The sequence below is a fragment of the Paenibacillus sp. FSL H3-0310 genome, assembly GCF_038002785.1.
Classification (GTDB): Bacteria; Bacillota; Bacilli; order Paenibacillales; family Paenibacillaceae; genus Paenibacillus_AQ; species Paenibacillus_AQ odorifer.
Genome location: NZ_JBBODC010000002.1, coordinates 885,395 through 902,015 on the forward strand (window position 1 = coordinate 885,395; position 16,621 = coordinate 902,015).

14 protein-coding genes are annotated in these 16,621 nt (G+C 46.5%); all 14 read right to left on the reverse strand.

Features of this window, described 5'->3' with window-relative positions; all coding sequences use genetic code 11:
* Window positions 1–69: 69 nt before the first annotated feature.
* Complete coding sequence (locus MHH63_RS23285) at window positions 70–1,329, reverse strand: DUF438 domain-containing protein (protein ID WP_076282610.1); 1,260 nt, start codon at window positions 1,327–1,329, stop codon at window positions 70–72.
* A 15-nt stretch (window positions 1,330–1,344) separates the two neighbouring features.
* On the reverse strand, window positions 1,345–1,569 hold the full coding sequence (locus MHH63_RS23290) for a DUF1858 domain-containing protein (RefSeq protein ID WP_076126852.1): 225 nt from the start codon (window positions 1,567–1,569) through the stop codon (window positions 1,345–1,347).
* A gap of 207 nt (window positions 1,570–1,776) precedes the next feature.
* Window positions 1,777–3,267, reverse strand: a complete 1,491-nt coding sequence (locus MHH63_RS23295; RefSeq protein WP_076127063.1) for a UxaA family hydrolase — start codon at window positions 3,265–3,267, stop codon at window positions 1,777–1,779.
* Window positions 3,268–3,300: 33 nt separating this feature from the next.
* On the reverse strand, window positions 3,301–4,770 hold the full coding sequence (locus MHH63_RS23300; protein WP_076126850.1) for a tagaturonate reductase: 1,470 nt from the start codon (window positions 4,768–4,770) through the stop codon (window positions 3,301–3,303).
* Between the two features lie 157 nt (window positions 4,771–4,927).
* Entirely contained in the window at window positions 4,928–5,932 is a 1,005-nt protein-coding gene (locus MHH63_RS23305; RefSeq protein ID WP_076126848.1) for a LacI family DNA-binding transcriptional regulator, read from the reverse strand.
* A gap of 57 nt (window positions 5,933–5,989) precedes the next feature.
* On the reverse strand, window positions 5,990–7,417 hold the full coding sequence (gene uxaC, locus MHH63_RS23310; protein ID WP_076126847.1) for a glucuronate isomerase: 1,428 nt from the start codon (window positions 7,415–7,417) through the stop codon (window positions 5,990–5,992).
* Between the two features lie 350 nt (window positions 7,418–7,767).
* A complete protein-coding gene (trxB, locus tag MHH63_RS23315; RefSeq protein WP_036687084.1) occupies window positions 7,768–8,721 on the reverse strand; it encodes a thioredoxin-disulfide reductase in 954 nt (317 codons plus the stop codon).
* Between the two features lie 150 nt (window positions 8,722–8,871).
* Window positions 8,872–10,611 carry a tetratricopeptide repeat protein gene (locus MHH63_RS23320; RefSeq protein WP_341172156.1) on the reverse strand — a complete coding sequence of 580 codons (1,740 nt, stop codon included), beginning with the start codon at window positions 10,609–10,611 and terminating at the stop codon, window positions 8,872–8,874.
* Between the two features lie 232 nt (window positions 10,612–10,843).
* The gene (locus MHH63_RS23325; RefSeq protein ID WP_036687083.1) at window positions 10,844–11,794 is read right to left on the reverse strand and encodes a ribose-phosphate diphosphokinase; all 951 of its coding nucleotides are present in this window, start codon (window positions 11,792–11,794) and stop codon (window positions 10,844–10,846) included.
* 26 nt (window positions 11,795–11,820) lie between these two features.
* Window positions 11,821–12,648: a histidinol-phosphatase HisJ gene (hisJ, locus tag MHH63_RS23330; RefSeq protein WP_076310090.1), complete on the reverse strand. Its 828-nt coding sequence runs from the start codon at window positions 12,646–12,648 to the stop codon at window positions 11,821–11,823.
* 14 nt (window positions 12,649–12,662) lie between these two features.
* A complete protein-coding gene (gene hisIE / locus MHH63_RS23335; RefSeq protein WP_076280347.1) occupies window positions 12,663–13,376 on the reverse strand; it encodes a bifunctional phosphoribosyl-AMP cyclohydrolase/phosphoribosyl-ATP diphosphatase HisIE in 714 nt (237 codons plus the stop codon).
* Window positions 13,373–14,131: an imidazole glycerol phosphate synthase subunit HisF gene (gene hisF / locus MHH63_RS23340; RefSeq protein WP_036687077.1), complete on the reverse strand. Its 759-nt coding sequence runs from the start codon at window positions 14,129–14,131 to the stop codon at window positions 13,373–13,375. Before hisF ends, hisIE begins: the two co-directional genes overlap by 4 nt.
* Window positions 14,132–15,216: 1,085 nt before the next feature.
* Window positions 15,217–15,954, reverse strand: coding sequence for a 1-(5-phosphoribosyl)-5-[(5-phosphoribosylamino)methylideneamino]imidazole-4-carboxamide isomerase (hisA, locus tag MHH63_RS23345; RefSeq protein ID WP_076126839.1), 738 nt, complete (start codon window positions 15,952–15,954; stop codon window positions 15,217–15,219).
* Between the two features lie 42 nt (window positions 15,955–15,996).
* Window positions 15,997–16,620 (reverse strand): imidazole glycerol phosphate synthase subunit HisH, encoded by a 624-nt coding sequence (hisH, locus tag MHH63_RS23350; protein ID WP_076126837.1) that lies wholly within the window; start codon window positions 16,618–16,620, stop codon window positions 15,997–15,999.
* Window position 16,621 lies beyond the last annotated feature (1 nt).

A 16,621-nucleotide genomic window follows, 5' to 3' on the forward strand; every position in this document is an offset into this window, starting at 1 on the left:
CCCCCTTACGCCTAAGTAAGAGAGTCTTGTACCTATATTATTATCTGGAAAATAACCCAACGCACCGATTTATTCTGATAAAATGCGCTTTTGGCCCTCTAATGCTCGGATTGGAGCGATATTCTGTGTGAACTCTAGCGTGCCCATATATTGGCCTGACTCGTCTCGTACAGCGAAGTAACGGATGTAGATAAACTTATCCTTGATATTGATCCAGAAGTCTTCAGCATCCTTACGGCCTGCCTTAAAGTCTTCCAAAAGCTTCTCTACCACATGAACACTTTGCGGGGGATGACAGTTCTGTACTGTACGGCCGATAACCGCTTTAGTTCGGGCAAAGATACGTTCCTTCCCATGTGAAAAATATCGGACAACATCATTCTCATCAATGAAGGTTAGATCTACAGGAAGATGGTTGAGTACGGTCTCCAGCTGATGCAGTGACAACAACCCTGTCTCAAAACGGATGAACCCGCCTTGCGGCGTAGCTCCTTCTGTTTCTTCCAGCACTGCGCCGTCCGGCTCAGCGGCCCGCTCAGGGATCCACTCCTGCTCCGGTGCGGTTAGGCAGAACCCGATCTCATCGCTCTCCCGGGCGATTTTGACCCATTCATCTTCCGTCAGTTTGTCCAGGGCCATGGGCAATAGAATATTTTCTTCCTTAAAGATCATTTCATTAACTTCCTTGATGATCTCCTCAAGCTGAATGACTATTTCTGCTGCGTTTCCGCTATAAGTGCTGAGCGCTGCTTTTGCCTCTTTAATCATACGGCGGATATTATCATCCACTCCCCACATTACCTTGGTCGGGCCATAAATGCCGTATTTTTCGAGGTATGGGAACAGCAGATTTTCTTTTCGGCTATAGTGTTTATCAAGATCCAGCAGCAAGCTAAGATCCTCCAACAATTTGAAGATCAGTTCCTCACTATCATTCTTTTGAAACTTTGTTGCGTGCAGATCCATGCGGAAGTTAACAAGTTTTTCGATCTCACGGTTCTCCAATTTGAAGGTGTGTACTGGATGGCCTGGCTGCTCCTCGGGCTGGGACGAGCGGTGAATTTGCTCAATAGAGCCTTTAAAAATGGCTGTATGCACCGAACAAAGACGTTGGACCTCGGATACCGGAATTCCTTCTTCGGTCATTAATGAATGCTCCATCGCGGAAATCTCCGCTACGGTAACATCACCCACAGCTTCGGCGAATCGCGCCTTAACCTCTTCTACACTTTTGCCTGCATGCAGCTCTTTAATAATCTCCTTAAGCATAGCCTGGCGACGAGTCTGTTCCGGCACATCAACTTCACGGTTGTTAATCAGTTCGCTCATATTAACACTCCTTTATTAAATAATCCCGAAACCATGACGTTCAAAAGTTTGCTTCACGTGCTCGAGATCCATTTTTTTCAGCTTAATTCCTTTGGATAAGGTCATGAAACGGCCAGCAGTCTGCAGCATGCCAGGCTTGGCAATATCCTTAAAGCCCAGCTCTACCATAATCTCGATGACCTCCGGATGCCGTGATACCATCTCGAATATAGATTCATCCAAACTCAGCACTTTTTCCATCTGACTCTTCTCCTTTATGTGAGAACTATTCTCAATAAAAGATTAGCACAGGCCGTACAGGACCATTGTGATTGCAATCACTAATTCAAAAGAAAGCAATTATCGTTCTTTTTAAGACGGATTATGTATGCTGTGAACCTAAAAAAACTGCCCCCTACGCTTAAAAAGCATAAGAGACAGCCTGATTTGTCATTAATTAATGATTTATTATAGCGTTACTCCTGTTTTGAATATGGAGATCTCACGGAAATTATTCTTTTCATTATTAACCCATTCACCGCTGGCCACCGCAATAATATAGTTTATGAAGCTGCGCAGGACCTCATCTGGAGAACCATCTTCCACCAACACACCTGCATTAAAATCGATCCAATGACGTTTGCCTTCATACAATGGGGTATTGGTAGATACCTTCATCGTTGGCACGAATGTACCAAATGGTGTTCCCCGCCCGGTCGTAAAGATCACCAATTGGCAGCCAGCAGCAGCCAGTGCAGAGGAAGCCACAAGATCATTGCCAGGTGCGTTAAGGAGATTTAAGCCTTTATTAGTGATAAGCTCCCCGTACTTGAGGACATCCATAACTGTAGCGTTCCCCGATTTTTGAGTACAACCCAATGATTTATCCTCAAGCGTAGTAATTCCTCCGGCTTTATTCCCTGGAGAAGGATTTTCATATACCGGCTGTTTATAGTCCATAAAATACTGCTTAAAGTCATTAATGAGATCGACAATTTTGTTGAAAATAGTTTCGTCCGCAGCACGTTCCATTAGAATTTTTTCGGCACCAAACATTTCAGGCACTTCTGTCAGTACAGTGGTCCCGCCTTGAGCAGCCATATAATCAGACAGACGTCCAAGGAGCGGATTCGCAGTAATACCGGATAACCCGTCGGAGCCTCCACATTTCAGACCGATCTTCAGCTCGGAGAGTGATACCTCTTCCCGTTGATCACCTTGTACATTATTGTAGATTTCCTTCAGCAGCTTCACGCCTTCTTCAATCTCATTCCCAACCTCCTGGGAGACAAGGAAACGCACACGATCCTCATCATAGCTGCCCAGCATGTCTTTAAAAATATGCAAATTGTTATTCTCACAGCCCAATCCGAGCACAAGCACGCCGCCCGCATTCGGGTGTTTAACCGCGTTAGCCAGAATCGTACGTGTATTGTCATGATCATCGCCCAGCTGGGAGCAACCGTAGTTATGCTTAAGCACGAGCACGTTATCGAAAGGTGCGATATCTCCAACCTCTGCTTTGAAAATATTGATGATCTGCTCCGCCACTCCATTCACACAACCAACAGTAGGGACGATCCACAGCTCATTGCGGATACCTACAGATCCATCAAAGCGGCGATACCCCTTAAAGGTCAAATTCTCCGCTGCAAAAGGATTCGGCGTCAGCTTCTGCTCAAAGGTATATTCCTCTACCCCTGTTAGGTTTGTCTTAGTGTTATGGGTATGCACCCACTGCCCCGGCGCGATAGACGCTATAGCATGACCAATGGGGTAACCATATTTCAATACGTTTTCACCTTCGTTAATGCTGGACAGTGCAATTTTATGGCCTCTAGCGATATCTTCAGTAATTTTAATCTCTTTTGAACCAATCACAATGGTGTCGCCTGCTTTATAGTCTTTTAGTGCAACAGCGACATTATCAGCCTCATTAATCTGCAATACTTCTTTCATCGTCTTGATCATATCATTGTCACCTCCAGGGTATTAGTTGTGTGCCGGTCTCTTCACGAACGCTTTTAAGGCTTGCTTCATGCCATTTTTCTCAATCGCAACCAGTCCTTCTGTCACCTTGTCAGTAAGTCCAGCCACTTCATTCAGATCACAGCCCCAGCGATTGGTTGCGGCAAGTACTTCGACGGCCAGTGCGCGCAGCCCGGTGTCTGTGCCATCCCATCCTCCCCATAAGGAGGCGAACCATTCCAAAATATCCGCATCATCAGCCAGTTGAATGTTTTCTTCCCCTCTGCGTCCTCTATAGAAGGCAATTAATGCGCTCAATGAGAAGACAAGCTTTTCAGGCAATTGTCCTTTGGCCTCTACATATTGCAGTAAAGAAGGCAGATCTCTTGTCTTAAACTTCGATATAGAATTAAGGGAAATGCTCATCAAGTAATGCTGCACATAAGGGTTCAGGAATCTTTCTAATACCGCGTCTGCAAAAGAATTCAATTCCTCTGCCGGCAGATCCAGCGTTGGAATAATCTCATCATAGATTAAGGACTTCACGTACGCCCCAACCTCTTCGTGCTCAATGGCTTCAGCAACCGTATCAATACCGTACAAATACGCTACTGGTGTCATAGCTGTATGAGCTCCGTTTAAAATTCTCACTTTACGAGTGCGATAAGGGGCCATGTCATCCACCACCAGCACATTAAGACCTGCTAGTTCAGCCGGGAACTCCTTTTTAATCCACTGTGGCCCTTCAATCACCCAAAGATGGAATTGCTCGCCGACAACGACCAGCTTATCCTCATAACCCAGCTCTTCTGTAATCTCGGCAATGCTGTCTCTTGGATAACCGGGAACAATGCGGTCCACCAGACTGCAGCAGAAGGTATTAGCTTCATTCAACCAGTTCACAAAACCTTCTCCAAGATTCCACAGCTCAGCATATTTCAAAATAACCTTTTTGAGCTCATCACCATTCCGGTCAATCAGCTCGCATGGAATGATGATAAAACCTTTAGAAGCATCCCCATTAAAAGTTTGATAACGTTTGTACAATAAGGCCGTCAGCTTGCCTGGGAAACTACTCTGCGGCGTATCGGTTAACTTGTCGCCAGCTTCAAAAGCAATTCCCGCTTCAGTAGTATTAGACACGATAAAGCGTAGCTCAGGGTTCTCAGCCAGCTTCATATACTCCTCATGCTGTGAATAGGGATTAAGCGTCCGCGTAATACAATTAATTACCTCGTGTTCTTTTACAGCCGCTCCGTCTTTAATGCCTTGCAGATAAAGGGTATACAGCCCATCCTGATCATTCAGCATTTCTGCCAGTCCGTTAGCCAATGGCTGTACAACAACCACTCCACCATTGAAATCCGTTTTTTGATTCATGGTATGAATCTGCCAATCTACAAAGGCGCGCATGAAATTGCCTTCGCCAAATTGTAGAACCTTCTCAGGATACTGCTTGTAAGCTGTCCAATTATCACTATTTAATCTTTTCATATTAACGCCTCCTAATAGTAAATGCACACGATAAACTTATTAAATAAACTATATAAAATCATATTTATATTACTAATTCATTAAATATATGCACACGTGAAAATTCTAGATAGCAATCCTTTACGAAGGTAAAGGATCAGGCTGCTATGCGCAGCCTCTACTTCTGCAACTTCCTGACTGATTCTCTGGCAATAAGCTCTGTCTCGATCGAGATCCGCCCGTCTTTTTCTGAGGGTTCCTTGACCAAGCTTAACAGCTGGCGAGCGCCTTGCTCACTAATCTTCTCAATAGGACGTTTGACCGTGGTGAGTGAAGGATTGGCAAAAAGTGAAAACCCAATGTCGTCAAAACCAACAACAGAGATATCATTTGGCACCTGCAGCCCTCGCTCAAACACGCCTTTCATAGCCCCGATCGCCATATCATCATTGGAGCAAAATACAGCAGTCGGTGGCTTCTCGAGATCCAGCAGCTTGCCCATCGCCTCATATCCACTTTGCATATCATAACTACCGCTTATCATGTAGTCATTACGAACAGGGATATTATGGTCAATCAAAGCTTTTATAAAGCCATCTCTGCGTTCCTGTGTGGATTTAAAGCCCTCGACACCTTCAATAATTGCAATGTCTTGATGCCCGTTTTCGATCAGGTATTTGCCTGCATTATAAGCACCTTCCCGGTCGTTCGAGATGATGTTGATAATGGAACGGTCATCAATTTGCCGGTTCAGCACAACGATTGGAATGCCTTGCTGGACAACATGGTAAATGAATTTATTATCTGCTTCACTCTGGCTCATTAGAATAATTCCATCAAAACGTTTGCGATGAATAGAGGAGTAATCCGCATAATCGTCGATCCCACGGATGAACAGATTGTACTCTACATCTATGACCCTATTTACACCACGAATCGTATCAGAGAAGAAACCAGAAGTTGTGCCGTTGGCAATACTCGTGAAGAACAGACCAATGGTATAGGATCGCTGCATCACAAGGCTTTTGGCATTGTAATTAGGGACGTAACCCACTTGCGCAGCGATCTCGGCAATTTTTTTACGTGTGACCTCTTTAATTAGTGGACTATTGTTAAGTGCTCTCGATACAGTTGTATGCGATACATTCGCCAATTTGGCGATATCCTTGATTGTAGGTGCCATGGGTCAACCTTCCTTATTAAACGGGTTTGGCTCTTCCATGTAAGGATATCATAACGATTACCTAGTCACCAATGCCTGTTTCGAGAAATTAAAATAATGATCAGCGTTATTGTAACAGATGTTCTCAATCATACTGCCCAGTAACTCCATATCATCCGGGGCTTCTCCAGCTTCTACCCAAGAGCCTACTAGATCACACAAGATTCTTCTAAAGTACTCATGTCTGGTATACGATAAAAAGCTTCTGGAGTCTGTTAACATCCCAACAAATTGGCTAAGTACGCCTAGATTAGCAAGTGTCTTCATCTGTTCCAGCATGCCGTCTTTATTATCGTTGTACCACCATGCGGTTCCGAATTGAATCTTCCCTGGAATACCGCCGCCCTGGAAGCTACCCATTAGACTGGCAATAACATGATTATCATTAGGGTTCAATGAGTACAAAATGGTCTTAGGCAACGCATTCTCACGATCTAGCGCATCGAGCAGACCCGCCAAAGGCTTAGCAATCACGCCGTCATTGATAGAATCATAACCCGTGTCAGGTCCGAGACTTCCGAACATTACGCTGTTGTTATTCCGTAGCGCATGAATATGGAATTGCATCGCCCAATCCAGCTCGTTATACAATTTGCCGAGGAATACTAGCGTGAATCCTTTATATTTCTTTTCTTCACTCTCACTTACAGTGCCTTCATAAAGTGCTTTAGCGAATATAGCTGTAGCTTCCTCCAAGGTAGTAGGCTCAAACATTACCGCATCCAAAGCATGGTCAGATACACGGCCGGCTCTGGCGTGGAAGAATCTCACTCTGCTCTCCAATGCTGCAAGAAACTGTCCGTAATTCTTAACAGCCATTCCCGAAACTTCGCTTAGCTGAGCTACCCAAGGCTGGAAGGTAGGACGGTTGATTTCAAGCGCTTTGTCTGGTCTGAATCCCGGCACAACGCTAGCATTGAACCCACTCAGATTACTGATTTTCTCATGATATTCCAGATTATCTACAGGATCATCGGTAGTACAAACCGTAGTCACCTTCGATTTAATGATCAAATCTCTTGCTCCGTATCCTTCACCCTGTAACTGTCTATTCACTTCATCCCAAATTTTTGGTGCGTTAGCTTCATTCAGCAACTCATATACACCGAAGAAACGTTGCAGCTCCAGATGCGTCCAATGGTATAGCGGATTCCCGATAATCATCGGAACCGTTCTAGCCCAGGCTAAAAATTTATCATAATCACTGGCATCGCCAGTAATGAATTTCTCTTCTATACCGTTAGCGCGCATCACTCTCCATTTATAATGGTCGCCATACAGCCAAGCTTCGGTGATATTGTTGAACGTTTTGTTCTCATAAATTTCTTTTGGGCTGAGGTGGCAATGATAATCGATAATGGGCATGTCTTTCGCATGATTATGAAACAGCTTAATTGCGGTCTCGCTCGACAATAGGAAGTTCTCATCCATGAATTTTTTACTCATGAGGTTTGCTGCTCTCCTTTAAGTTCGAATGGGAGTTACACAAAGTTTAACGTGAACATTTATTCAATCGGTTGATTTCTTAATAAATATTTTAAACTTAAAATTATTGCTTATAATAGGATTTGTGTAAATTGTTCACGTTAACATTATATCTTCATTGTAAACGTATTTTTAAAATGCGCAAGTCTTTTTATAAAGACATTGTTACAGTTATTTTAACTTCCGAGCGGTAATAAATAAACAACATATTTAATATCTGGACACGGCCCCGCCAATATTGAAAAAAGCAGGCAACCCTTTAGAAAAAGGATTACCTGCTTATATGTCATCGACTACGATTTCTCGCAAAATTAACTATCCAGTGTTTCGCTCCAGTCATGCACCATCGTGCCCTCTAGGTACTTCTCAGCATCCATTGCTGCCATACAGCCAGATCCCGCTGCGGAAATTGCCTGACGATAACGGGTATCCTGCACGTCGCCACAAGCGAATACGCCCGGGATGTTCGTTTCTGTCGTTCCAGGGTTGACCACAATGTAGCCGTTGGTATCGGTCGTAATTTGCCCCCCTAAAAATCCGGTGTTCGGCGTGTGCCCGATCGCGACAAACACTCCGTCCGCTTCGATGAGTTCATCAATTCCCGTCTCATTGTTGCGAACCGTCAGCCCCTTAACGCCAGACTCGTCGGTTGTAACCTCAAGCGGTGTACGGTTAAGAGCCCACGATACCTTACTGTTATCCCGTGCGCGAGCCTGCATAATCTTCGAAGCCCTAAGCTCATCACGACGGTGAACCAATGTTACATTAGAAGCGAATCGGGTTAAAAAGCTGGCTTCCTCCATCGCTGAATCTCCACCACCGACGACAATAATCTTTTTGCCACGGAAAAAGAATCCGTCACAAGTAGCACAAGTGCTGACCCCACGGCCCACATTCTCCTGCTCACCGGGGATTCCTAAATATCTGGCAGATGCACCGGTTGAGATGATCACTGACTCCGCCTCTAATACTCCCAATCCATCTACAGTCACTTTAAATGGACGCTGTGAAAAATCAACTGAATCCACCCAACCATTCTTAAATTCAGCCCCAAAACGTTCAGCCTGCTTGCGCATGTTGTCCATTAAATCCGGGCCTAGAATTCCTTCAGGAAAGCCTGGGAAGTTCTCGACTTCTGTTGTCGTTGTCAGTTGTCCACCTGGTTGCATACCTTCAATCACAAGTGGGTTTAGGTTGGCACGTGCCAAATAAATTGCAGCAGTAAGCCCGGCTGGGCCTGTTCCGATTACAATCGTTTTGTACATAACAGTGGCCTCCTCACAATAGGGTTTATTTAGAAGAAACGGGCCCTTTTTTGGCGAGCATAGACGCCTTCGGTGTCCCTATAAGGAACATTAGCGTTACGCAAGACATATAAAAAGGGCTCCGTTTCTACGAAATACTACATGATCGATTTAGATATTCTCGGTAAATGGCGGAAGGCTGTCGCTCACACTTCCCTCGAAACTACATTCCGTATCTATGCGCCGAGCATAACGACTGACCATAGATACGGAAACATTGTAACGCTGAGCTACTTCACGGTAGGTGACCGGCAGGTTATGCGTTTTAGCAATTAGATATTCTAAGGCAGCACACCAGCCATTCGCATGACGGATAAACGGAACATCCGGATAAAGGCTGCTCAGAAATTGCTTCCACAGTAATTCAGCATCTTTTTTGTGGATTGCATCATATCTTCGATCCATCATACTAAGGGTCTGGTCGATAACTTTCTGCCAATCCTCTCTCCATTCCGGCAGTCCCTTCAGACGCGGGGAAGAGGTTTCTTTGACTTCCTGAAGCACATTCTCTTCAGGAACACTTCCAATCAGCCGCTGCAGACTAAGAAGTGCCGCTTCTTGCAGCTTTTCTTCCTGCAAGGGCTGCTGCTTTAGAAGTCCTTGCAGAATTTCGGACATCTCTTCATCTTCGATCCACCGAAGAGCTTCTGTAACCTGAAGCTTCGTATTGGCATCCCCGTAGCGGAGCGCCCAGAAGAAGGAAGAGCGAAGCAGCGGATTGTTCCGTACCTCTTCGGTAAAGCTGCCCTTGTTGTCCTTCCACAGCTTCAGCTGCTCCTGAAAAGGAAGCTGATAGTTGTAGCTGACCAGCGACAGCGTTTTACCTTCCCCCTGCGCCTGCTGCAGCTGAGCCAGAAAAAATCTCGGCACAGCCGATTCCGGATCAAGCTTAGCTGCCTTCTGCCAGCAGCGTTGGGCTTCTGTATACAGGCCACTATTGCTGGCAGCTGCCGCACAGTAATGATAGAGACTGGCGTCGCCACCGACCTCTTCATCCTTCAACAGACGTCTAAAATGGCCATAGGCGGTTCTATGGCGTCCCAGAATCCCCATGGTGGTGGCCATTTTGAACAGATGCTCCTGATGAAACGGAATGGTGGTCTCCAGAAGGCGTAACAATCCATCCAGTTGCCCGCGGTCACCTTCATACTGAAGGAAGATCGCTAAGTTACAGAGTGCATGCAAATTCCCGGAATCCAGCTCCAGCACCCGCATAATACATTCCTTAGCTTTGGTAAAACGACCCATGTAAAAATACGCTAGGGCTAGGTTGTTATGTGCCGCCAGGAAGTCAGGCGTATTGCTCACAATCTCTTCAAGCAAAGTGACGGCTTGTGTAAACTTGCCCTCCTCCAACAGTGCTCGGGCTCGCTCATGCTCTATTACACCTTCCCGGCTTCTAATCCGGATAAGTGGAGCAGGACGGTCCAGCTCATATTGCAGCAGCTCCATCAATTCTTCCGATTCGGCCAGAAATTCACCGTTCACATCTTCTTCGAGATAAGTGACGAGTGAGCGTTCTGCCTCCTCATAGCTTTCCATATTGGCGAAGTTGTTAGCCATATAGAAATAACATTCCGTCATTGCCGGATCAATATTCTCCAGTACATGGGTTAAAATGTCGTTGGACGCTTCATAATTACCCATTTCTGATAATACGCCAGCCACGTTGCAATGATTGACCGGATTCTCCGGCTCGTACTCTACAGCTTTGCGAAAATTCTTTAATGCCTTATCATATTGAAAGCGATCCAAGGACCGAACGGCTCTTTCAAAGAAAAAATTGGCATTCAGAGTTACAGGAATCACATTATCATTCCCCAGTTCATACTCTGAAGTTCTCTCAATCATGGAAGCAAGGCACCTCCCTTATAAGAAGCTTCCTTATACTAACGAAAAATAGGAGGGCGGCGCCCTATGGGGTATGCCGGAGCTCCATCCTTAATCGCTATTCCGTTCCCTTATTGGGCGCGGGTATCTCCACACAGTATACCACATGTGACAGCGAGAATCTCAAGTTGAGAAAGACTCTACCACTCTGCTTACAACATCTTTTTTGACAAAAAATAAAAAAGACGGGGAATTAAATTCCCGCGTCTCTAAATAGCTTATCGATTGAACCACCCTCAAGGATGATGTGCGTAGCCTGGGCAAGCATCGGTGCAACAGATAATACTGTAAACCGACTTGAATGGTCATCAGGCAGTGCAATAGAATCTGTCGTAACCACTTCCTGAATAGAAGGATGGTCAAGCCGCTGTAGCGCGGGCCCTGAGAATAATCCGTGTGTCGCGCAGACAATACTGTCCTTCGCACCTCTCTCCTTCAGGCCTTCTACCACATTCACAATGGTCGTCCCAGTATCGATCAGATCCTCAATAATGATAGGTGTCCGTCCCTCGACATCACCAATGACATGAGTGATTACCGATTCATTATGGGCTGGGCGCTTCTTGATCATAATGGCAAAAGGTGAATCCAGCTTATTCGCCAGCTTCTCAGCCATAGACGCACGCCCTGCATCCGGGGAAACAATGACCAGATCAGACATTGCCTTGGCTTTCAAATGGCTGCTGATCAAATCGAGTGCAGTCAGATGATCGACCGGAATGTTGAAAAAGCCTTGAATCGCCGCTGCGTGCAAATCGATGGTGATTACGCGGGTTGCTCCAGCGGTCGTCAGCACATCAGCCACCATCTTAGCCGAGATCGGCTCACGAGGTGCGGACTTCCGCTCCTGCCGAGCGTACCCATAATACGGCACAATAATGTTCACTGTACGAGCTGAAGCCCGTTTGGCAGCATCTATCATCACCAGCAGCTCCACGAACATCTCATTAATGGGATGCGAAAGGGATTGCACCAAAAATACGTCGCAGTTCCGGATGCTTTCTTCGTAATGCACGTAAATCTCGCCGCTCATGAAGCGGGTCAGCTTTATCTGCCCCAATTCAACACCAAGTCGCTCCGCAATATCAGCCGCTAACTTTGGATTCGACGAACCGGAAAAAATACGTAATTGTTGATGATGCATAATACCCTCCTGCGGATTATAAATTATTATAGTTTGAACTGAACAGTGGTACGGCGGCGTCCCTCAAATACAGCCAGCTCACGAAAACCAGTGTGCCAAAGCATACTACGCGCCTCTTGCAGCCCGTCCCCCAGCTTGGTAGGATCATGTGCATCAGAGCCTAATGTCAGCGGTATGCCGAGCTTTAGGGCCTCCTGTAGCAGATGCTCCGCCGGGAACATCTCAGCGCAAGGCTTCGTAAGTCCGGAAGCATTCAGCTCCATGGCGATTCCGCTATCCGCTATAACCTTTAAGGTCTCTAGCTCTAGCGCCCTCACCTCAGCCTTGCCCTCCGGTGTTTGTGGACCATAACCGAACCGTTTAATAACATCCATATGTCCTATAATATCATATAATCCCGATAACGCCGACTTCTTTACCGCATCGTAATAAAGACGATACACCTCTAGCGCATCTCTGCTTTCCCAACCATGAACCTGGCGGTGATCCGTAATATCCCACTCCCCGAGAAAATGCACAGAACCTATAAGATAATCCCATGGATACGGCGACAAAATCTCGCGAATTTGCTCTTCATAGCCTTCGATATAATCGGCTTCCAGCCCCACCCGCAGATCTATGACTCCACGGTAACGCTCCTTTAGGGTTAGACATTCCTCCACATAACGAGGCAGCTCAGCCATTGGCATAGCCATTTCTGGATAATAGCTGGCGGGATCTACGTGGATGAGCGGCAAGTGGTCGGATAATCCCAGCTGCTGAAGTCCAAGCTCTATCCCGCGCTGTACATACTCCTCAAGCTTACCCACGGCATGGCCACAGCGTTCATGATGCGTGTGGTAATCAATATGCATCACTCAGTCCTCCCTTAGTACTGATCCCGGCGTGGGCGTTCGTGACGGGTACTCAACTCTTCCATAATCTCATCCAGTGGAAGCTTGCGCTCTTGCAGCAATACCAACAGATGATAGATCAGATCACTGACCTCAAGACGCAGCTCGGCGTTATCTTTATTTTTGGCGGCAATTATGGTCTCGGAAGCTTCCTCGCCTACCTTTTTGAGGATCTTATCCACGCCTTTATCAAACAGATAAGTGGTATACGCGCCTTCCGGGCGTTCCAGTTCCCGCTCAGCAATCACACGCTCCAGCTCACCAAGAACAGCAAAACGCTCACCATCTGTCAAACTAGACACTGGTTTCGAAGCATCTGTTATTGGGTTATTCAAAGGAATCTCACGGAAAAAGCATGACGTAGCTCCAGTATGGCAAGCTGGTCCTTCAGGCACAACCTTCACGAGTAGTGTGTCGCTATCACAATCATAGGATATGGAGGTAATAGCTTGTGTGTTGCCTGAGGTTCCGCCTTTATGCCAAAGTTCGCTGCGCGAGCGGCTCCAAAACCAAGTCTGGCCACTCTCCAGTGAGAGCTGTAACGATTCGGAGTTCATATAAGCAACCATCAGTACCTCTAAACTGCTAGCATCCTGAACAACGGCAGGCACTAGACCCGCTTCATTCCAGCGAATGCCTGCCAGAGCTTCTTTTTGGCTTAATGTGGTATTGTTTTGTGTTTCGCTCATCGGATTTCTACCCCTTTTTGCTTCAAATCTGCCTTTAAATCATTAATTGCAATCTCTTTATAGTGAAAAATGGTCGCCGCAAGTCCCGCATCGGCTTTCCCTTCCGTAAATACATCGTAAAAATGCTCCTTCTTCCCAGCGCCGCCAGAAGCAATCACAGGAATACTGAGCAAATCGCATACTGCCGAGGTTAGCTTCAGGTCGAAGCCGTCTTTTGTGCCATCTGCATCCATGCTAGTGAGCAAAATCTCACCTGCGCCCAGCTTCTCAGCTTCTTTAGCCCAAGCCAGAGCACGGATGCCGGTGGGCTTACGCCCGCCATGAGTGTACACTTCCCATTCACCAAAAGCCTCATTATATTTAGCATCTATCGCTACTACAATACACTGGGAGCCAAATCGGCGAGCACCGTCCAAAATTAACTGAGGATTAGTGATGGCTGCCGTATTAATGCCGATTTTGTCTGCGCCTGCACGAAGAATTCTTTTCATATCATCAGTTGTAGAGATCCCTCCACCCACTGTAAAAGGAATGGCAATCTCACCAGCGGTCTGCCGTACAACCTCGATCATCGTTGCTCTACCTTCTACGGAAGCCGATATATCGAGAAACACAAGCTCGTCTGCGCCCTCGCGGTCATACAGCGCCGCTAGCTCTACCGGATCTCCAGCATCACGCAGATTCACAAAGTTAACGCCTTTGACTACCCGTCCATCCTTAACGTCAAGACAGGGGATGATACGTTTTGCTAACATTATGAAATCCCCCTTTCTTTAAAAAGCGTTTCAAGCACCTAAAGTGTGTCCGTCCCCCTAAAGCCCTCTTAGCCCAGGGGGAGCCCAAGGGCCCCTGCCCTTTGGAAACCTCGATTGAAGGCATGGCGGATCATAGCCCATCCGGCTGAACCATAGCCCACACGGCTGAACATGTGCTATGATCGCTAACCCCTTCGTAGCCGCTTCCTTGACCCATAACACCTTCATGTTCCGCGGTTTTGGCCCTTATGTGGTCGGAAGGGCTCACGCCACCTGCAAGCCCACGAGTATTTAGTTGCACAACGTACAGTTATTTTATCAACCTTTTTGCAAGCTACTCTTTTAACTGCATTTCGTACAACTAAATCTGGGGATGAGCTTATAAATCAACTCATCTCTGAGTTATAGCTGCACGAAATACAACTAAATTAGCTAATCAGCTCTAAATGTGAAAAATAGCGGTATAAAGTACACTTAAATCATCATCCGAGGAAAAATACCCTTCCCGCCGCCTCATTACGCCTATTGTAGCAGATTGTGCAGCGGGTTTTAGCTAGCGGGTAACCTCCATCTTCACAGGTATTAAAATTTCACCGGATCCCTCGTTGAAACAGCGCTCAAGTCGTTACGCCATTCGTAATGAGATGAGATTTTTGCAAAGTGAAAACACATTAGCTAGTTGGGTTTGTTGCTTTTTTGGCCAGCTGGTTTGTTTTAGCTCTTTTGTTGGTTTGTTGCTTTGTTATTAAGCCCTTTTGCTGGTTTGCTGGTTTGCTGGTTTGTTCGTTTAACTTTTGCTAGTTTGCTTCTCTGTGCGTTCATTTAATTATTATTAGTTACTCATTTACTGTTACGTCTATTTCTTTAACCCACTGCTCATTTACTAGTTCATCTATTGTCTTTTTGTTCATTCGCTCGTTTATTAATTAGTTTGGTGATTTAGTGATTTGTGTTCACTACGTTACTGTTAAGTCTATTTCTTTAACCCACTGTTGGTTCTGTCTGTTTCATTGATCCACTATTCCTTGGCTAGCTCATGTCGTCTTTTTGTTCATCCGCTCATCAATTAGCGCGCTCGCCCAACGCTATTTCTGCCCAAGCGCTCGCAAAGCTCCAGAAAGATCAATATTGCCCGTATATAACGCCTTGCCAACAATAGCTCCGCCTACACCGCTGCCGCTGTGCACGTTCAGACGCAACAGATCATCAAGACTGGTGACTCCGCCGGACGCGATCACAGTTTTACCGCTGGCCTGCGCCATGGACAGGATACCGTCCACGTTCGGTCCCTGCATCATCCCGTCGCGGGAGATGTCGGTGTAAATGAATGTCTCGGCTCCTTTTGCCGCCAATTCCTTGGCAAGAGCTTCAGCACGTACTTCAGAGGTGTTCAGCCAGCCGTGTGTCGCAACATAACCGTTGCGCGCATCAATGCCGATCGCGACTTTATCGCCGTATTTTGCCAATACCTCTTCGGTAAAAGCATGATCATTAATCGCAGCAGTACCGATAATAACGCGGCTAACGCCAAGTCCGAGCAATTTCTCTACGTCCGCAAGATTGCGAAGACCGCCACCCACCTGCACAGGAACGTTAGCATTAGCAGCAATAGCACCGATAATCGCATCGTTCACAGGATGACCCGCTTTCGCACCATCTAAGTCCACCAAATGAATGAACTTTCCACCTTGCTCTTCCCATGATTTTGCCACCTTTAGTGGACTATCATTGTATATCGTTTCCTGATTGTAATCCCCCTGCTGCAGCCTGACGCATTTTCCATCCCGGATATCAATCGCCGGATATACAATAAAAGAAGACATTTGGCGCTCCCCACTTTCGTTCCATTATATTTATAGCGTGGCTTACGCCCGCTCTCTCTTAATCTTCAAAAAATTACCCAACAGCTTGATTCCCAGCTCTCCGCTTTTTTCCGGATGGAACTGCATACCGAACACATTATCTTGCCCGACAATAGCCGTGACTGGGTAACCATAATCCGTGACAGCCAGCAGATCACTCTCTTTTGCTACAAGCGCGTGATAAGAGTGGACAAAATACACATGCCCCTCCTCAAGGCCAACAAAAAGCGGATTCTCCGGCTGTCTAAAGCTGAGCTTGTTCCACCCCATATGCGGCACCTTATAGCCATCTCTAGGAGCGAACCGCACCACTGAACCCGAGAGAATATCTAGCCCCTCATGGCTGCCATGCTCTTCACCGGTGCTAAACAACAGCTGCATGCCAAGACAGATCCCAAGCAGAGGCTGCTCTCCAGCGGCTACCTGTTTGACGACAAGATCCAAACCATTCTCCCGCAAATGCCCCATCGCATCGCCAAATGCACCGACACCTGGCAGAATGACACTATCAGCAGCGAGAATTTGCTCGGCATCACCCGTCACTACACACTCATAACCGAGACGTTCTACCGCCTTACTCACACTGTGCAGGTTGCCCATGCCATAATCGACGATTGCAACAGTCATC

What these genes read in the sequence shown, in the direction of transcription:
- hisIE (WP_076280347.1), bottom strand. Translation starts at nt 13,376, where the DNA reads ATGAGCGAAACACAAAACAATACCACATTAAGCCAAAAAGAAGCTCTG.
- MHH63_RS23285 (WP_076282610.1), bottom strand. Translation starts at nt 1,329, where the DNA reads ATGAGCGAACTGATTAACAACCGTGAAGTTGATGTGCCGGAACAGACT.
- hisF (WP_036687077.1), bottom strand. Translation starts at nt 14,131, where the DNA reads ATGTTAGCAAAACGTATCATCCCCTGTCTTGACGTTAAGGATGGACGG.
- MHH63_RS23295 (WP_076127063.1), bottom strand. Translation starts at nt 3,267, where the DNA reads ATGAAAGAAGTATTGCAGATTAATGAGGCTGATAATGTCGCTGTTGCA.
- MHH63_RS23300 (WP_076126850.1), bottom strand. Translation starts at nt 4,770, where the DNA reads ATGAAAAGATTAAATAGTGATAATTGGACAGCTTACAAGCAGTATCCT.
- MHH63_RS23325 (WP_036687083.1), bottom strand. Translation starts at nt 11,794, where the DNA reads ATGCATCATCAACAATTACGTATTTTTTCCGGTTCGTCGAATCCAAAG.
- hisJ (WP_076310090.1), bottom strand. Translation starts at nt 12,648, where the DNA reads ATGCATATTGATTACCACACGCATCATGAACGCTGTGGCCATGCCGTG.
- hisH (WP_076126837.1), bottom strand. Translation starts at nt 16,620, where the DNA reads ATGACTGTTGCAATCGTCGATTATGGCATGGGCAACCTGCACAGTGTG.
- MHH63_RS23320 (WP_341172156.1), bottom strand. Translation starts at nt 10,611, where the DNA reads ATGATTGAGAGAACTTCAGAGTATGAACTGGGGAATGATAATGTGATT.
- MHH63_RS23305 (WP_076126848.1), bottom strand. Translation starts at nt 5,932, where the DNA reads ATGGCACCTACAATCAAGGATATCGCCAAATTGGCGAATGTATCGCAT.
- hisA (WP_076126839.1), bottom strand. Translation starts at nt 15,954, where the DNA reads ATGTCTTCTTTTATTGTATATCCGGCGATTGATATCCGGGATGGAAAA.
- uxaC (WP_076126847.1), bottom strand. Translation starts at nt 7,417, where the DNA reads ATGAGTAAAAAATTCATGGATGAGAACTTCCTATTGTCGAGCGAGACC.
- MHH63_RS23290 (WP_076126852.1), bottom strand. Translation starts at nt 1,569, where the DNA reads ATGGAAAAAGTGCTGAGTTTGGATGAATCTATATTCGAGATGGTATCA.
- trxB (WP_036687084.1), bottom strand. Translation starts at nt 8,721, where the DNA reads ATGTACAAAACGATTGTAATCGGAACAGGCCCAGCCGGGCTTACTGCT.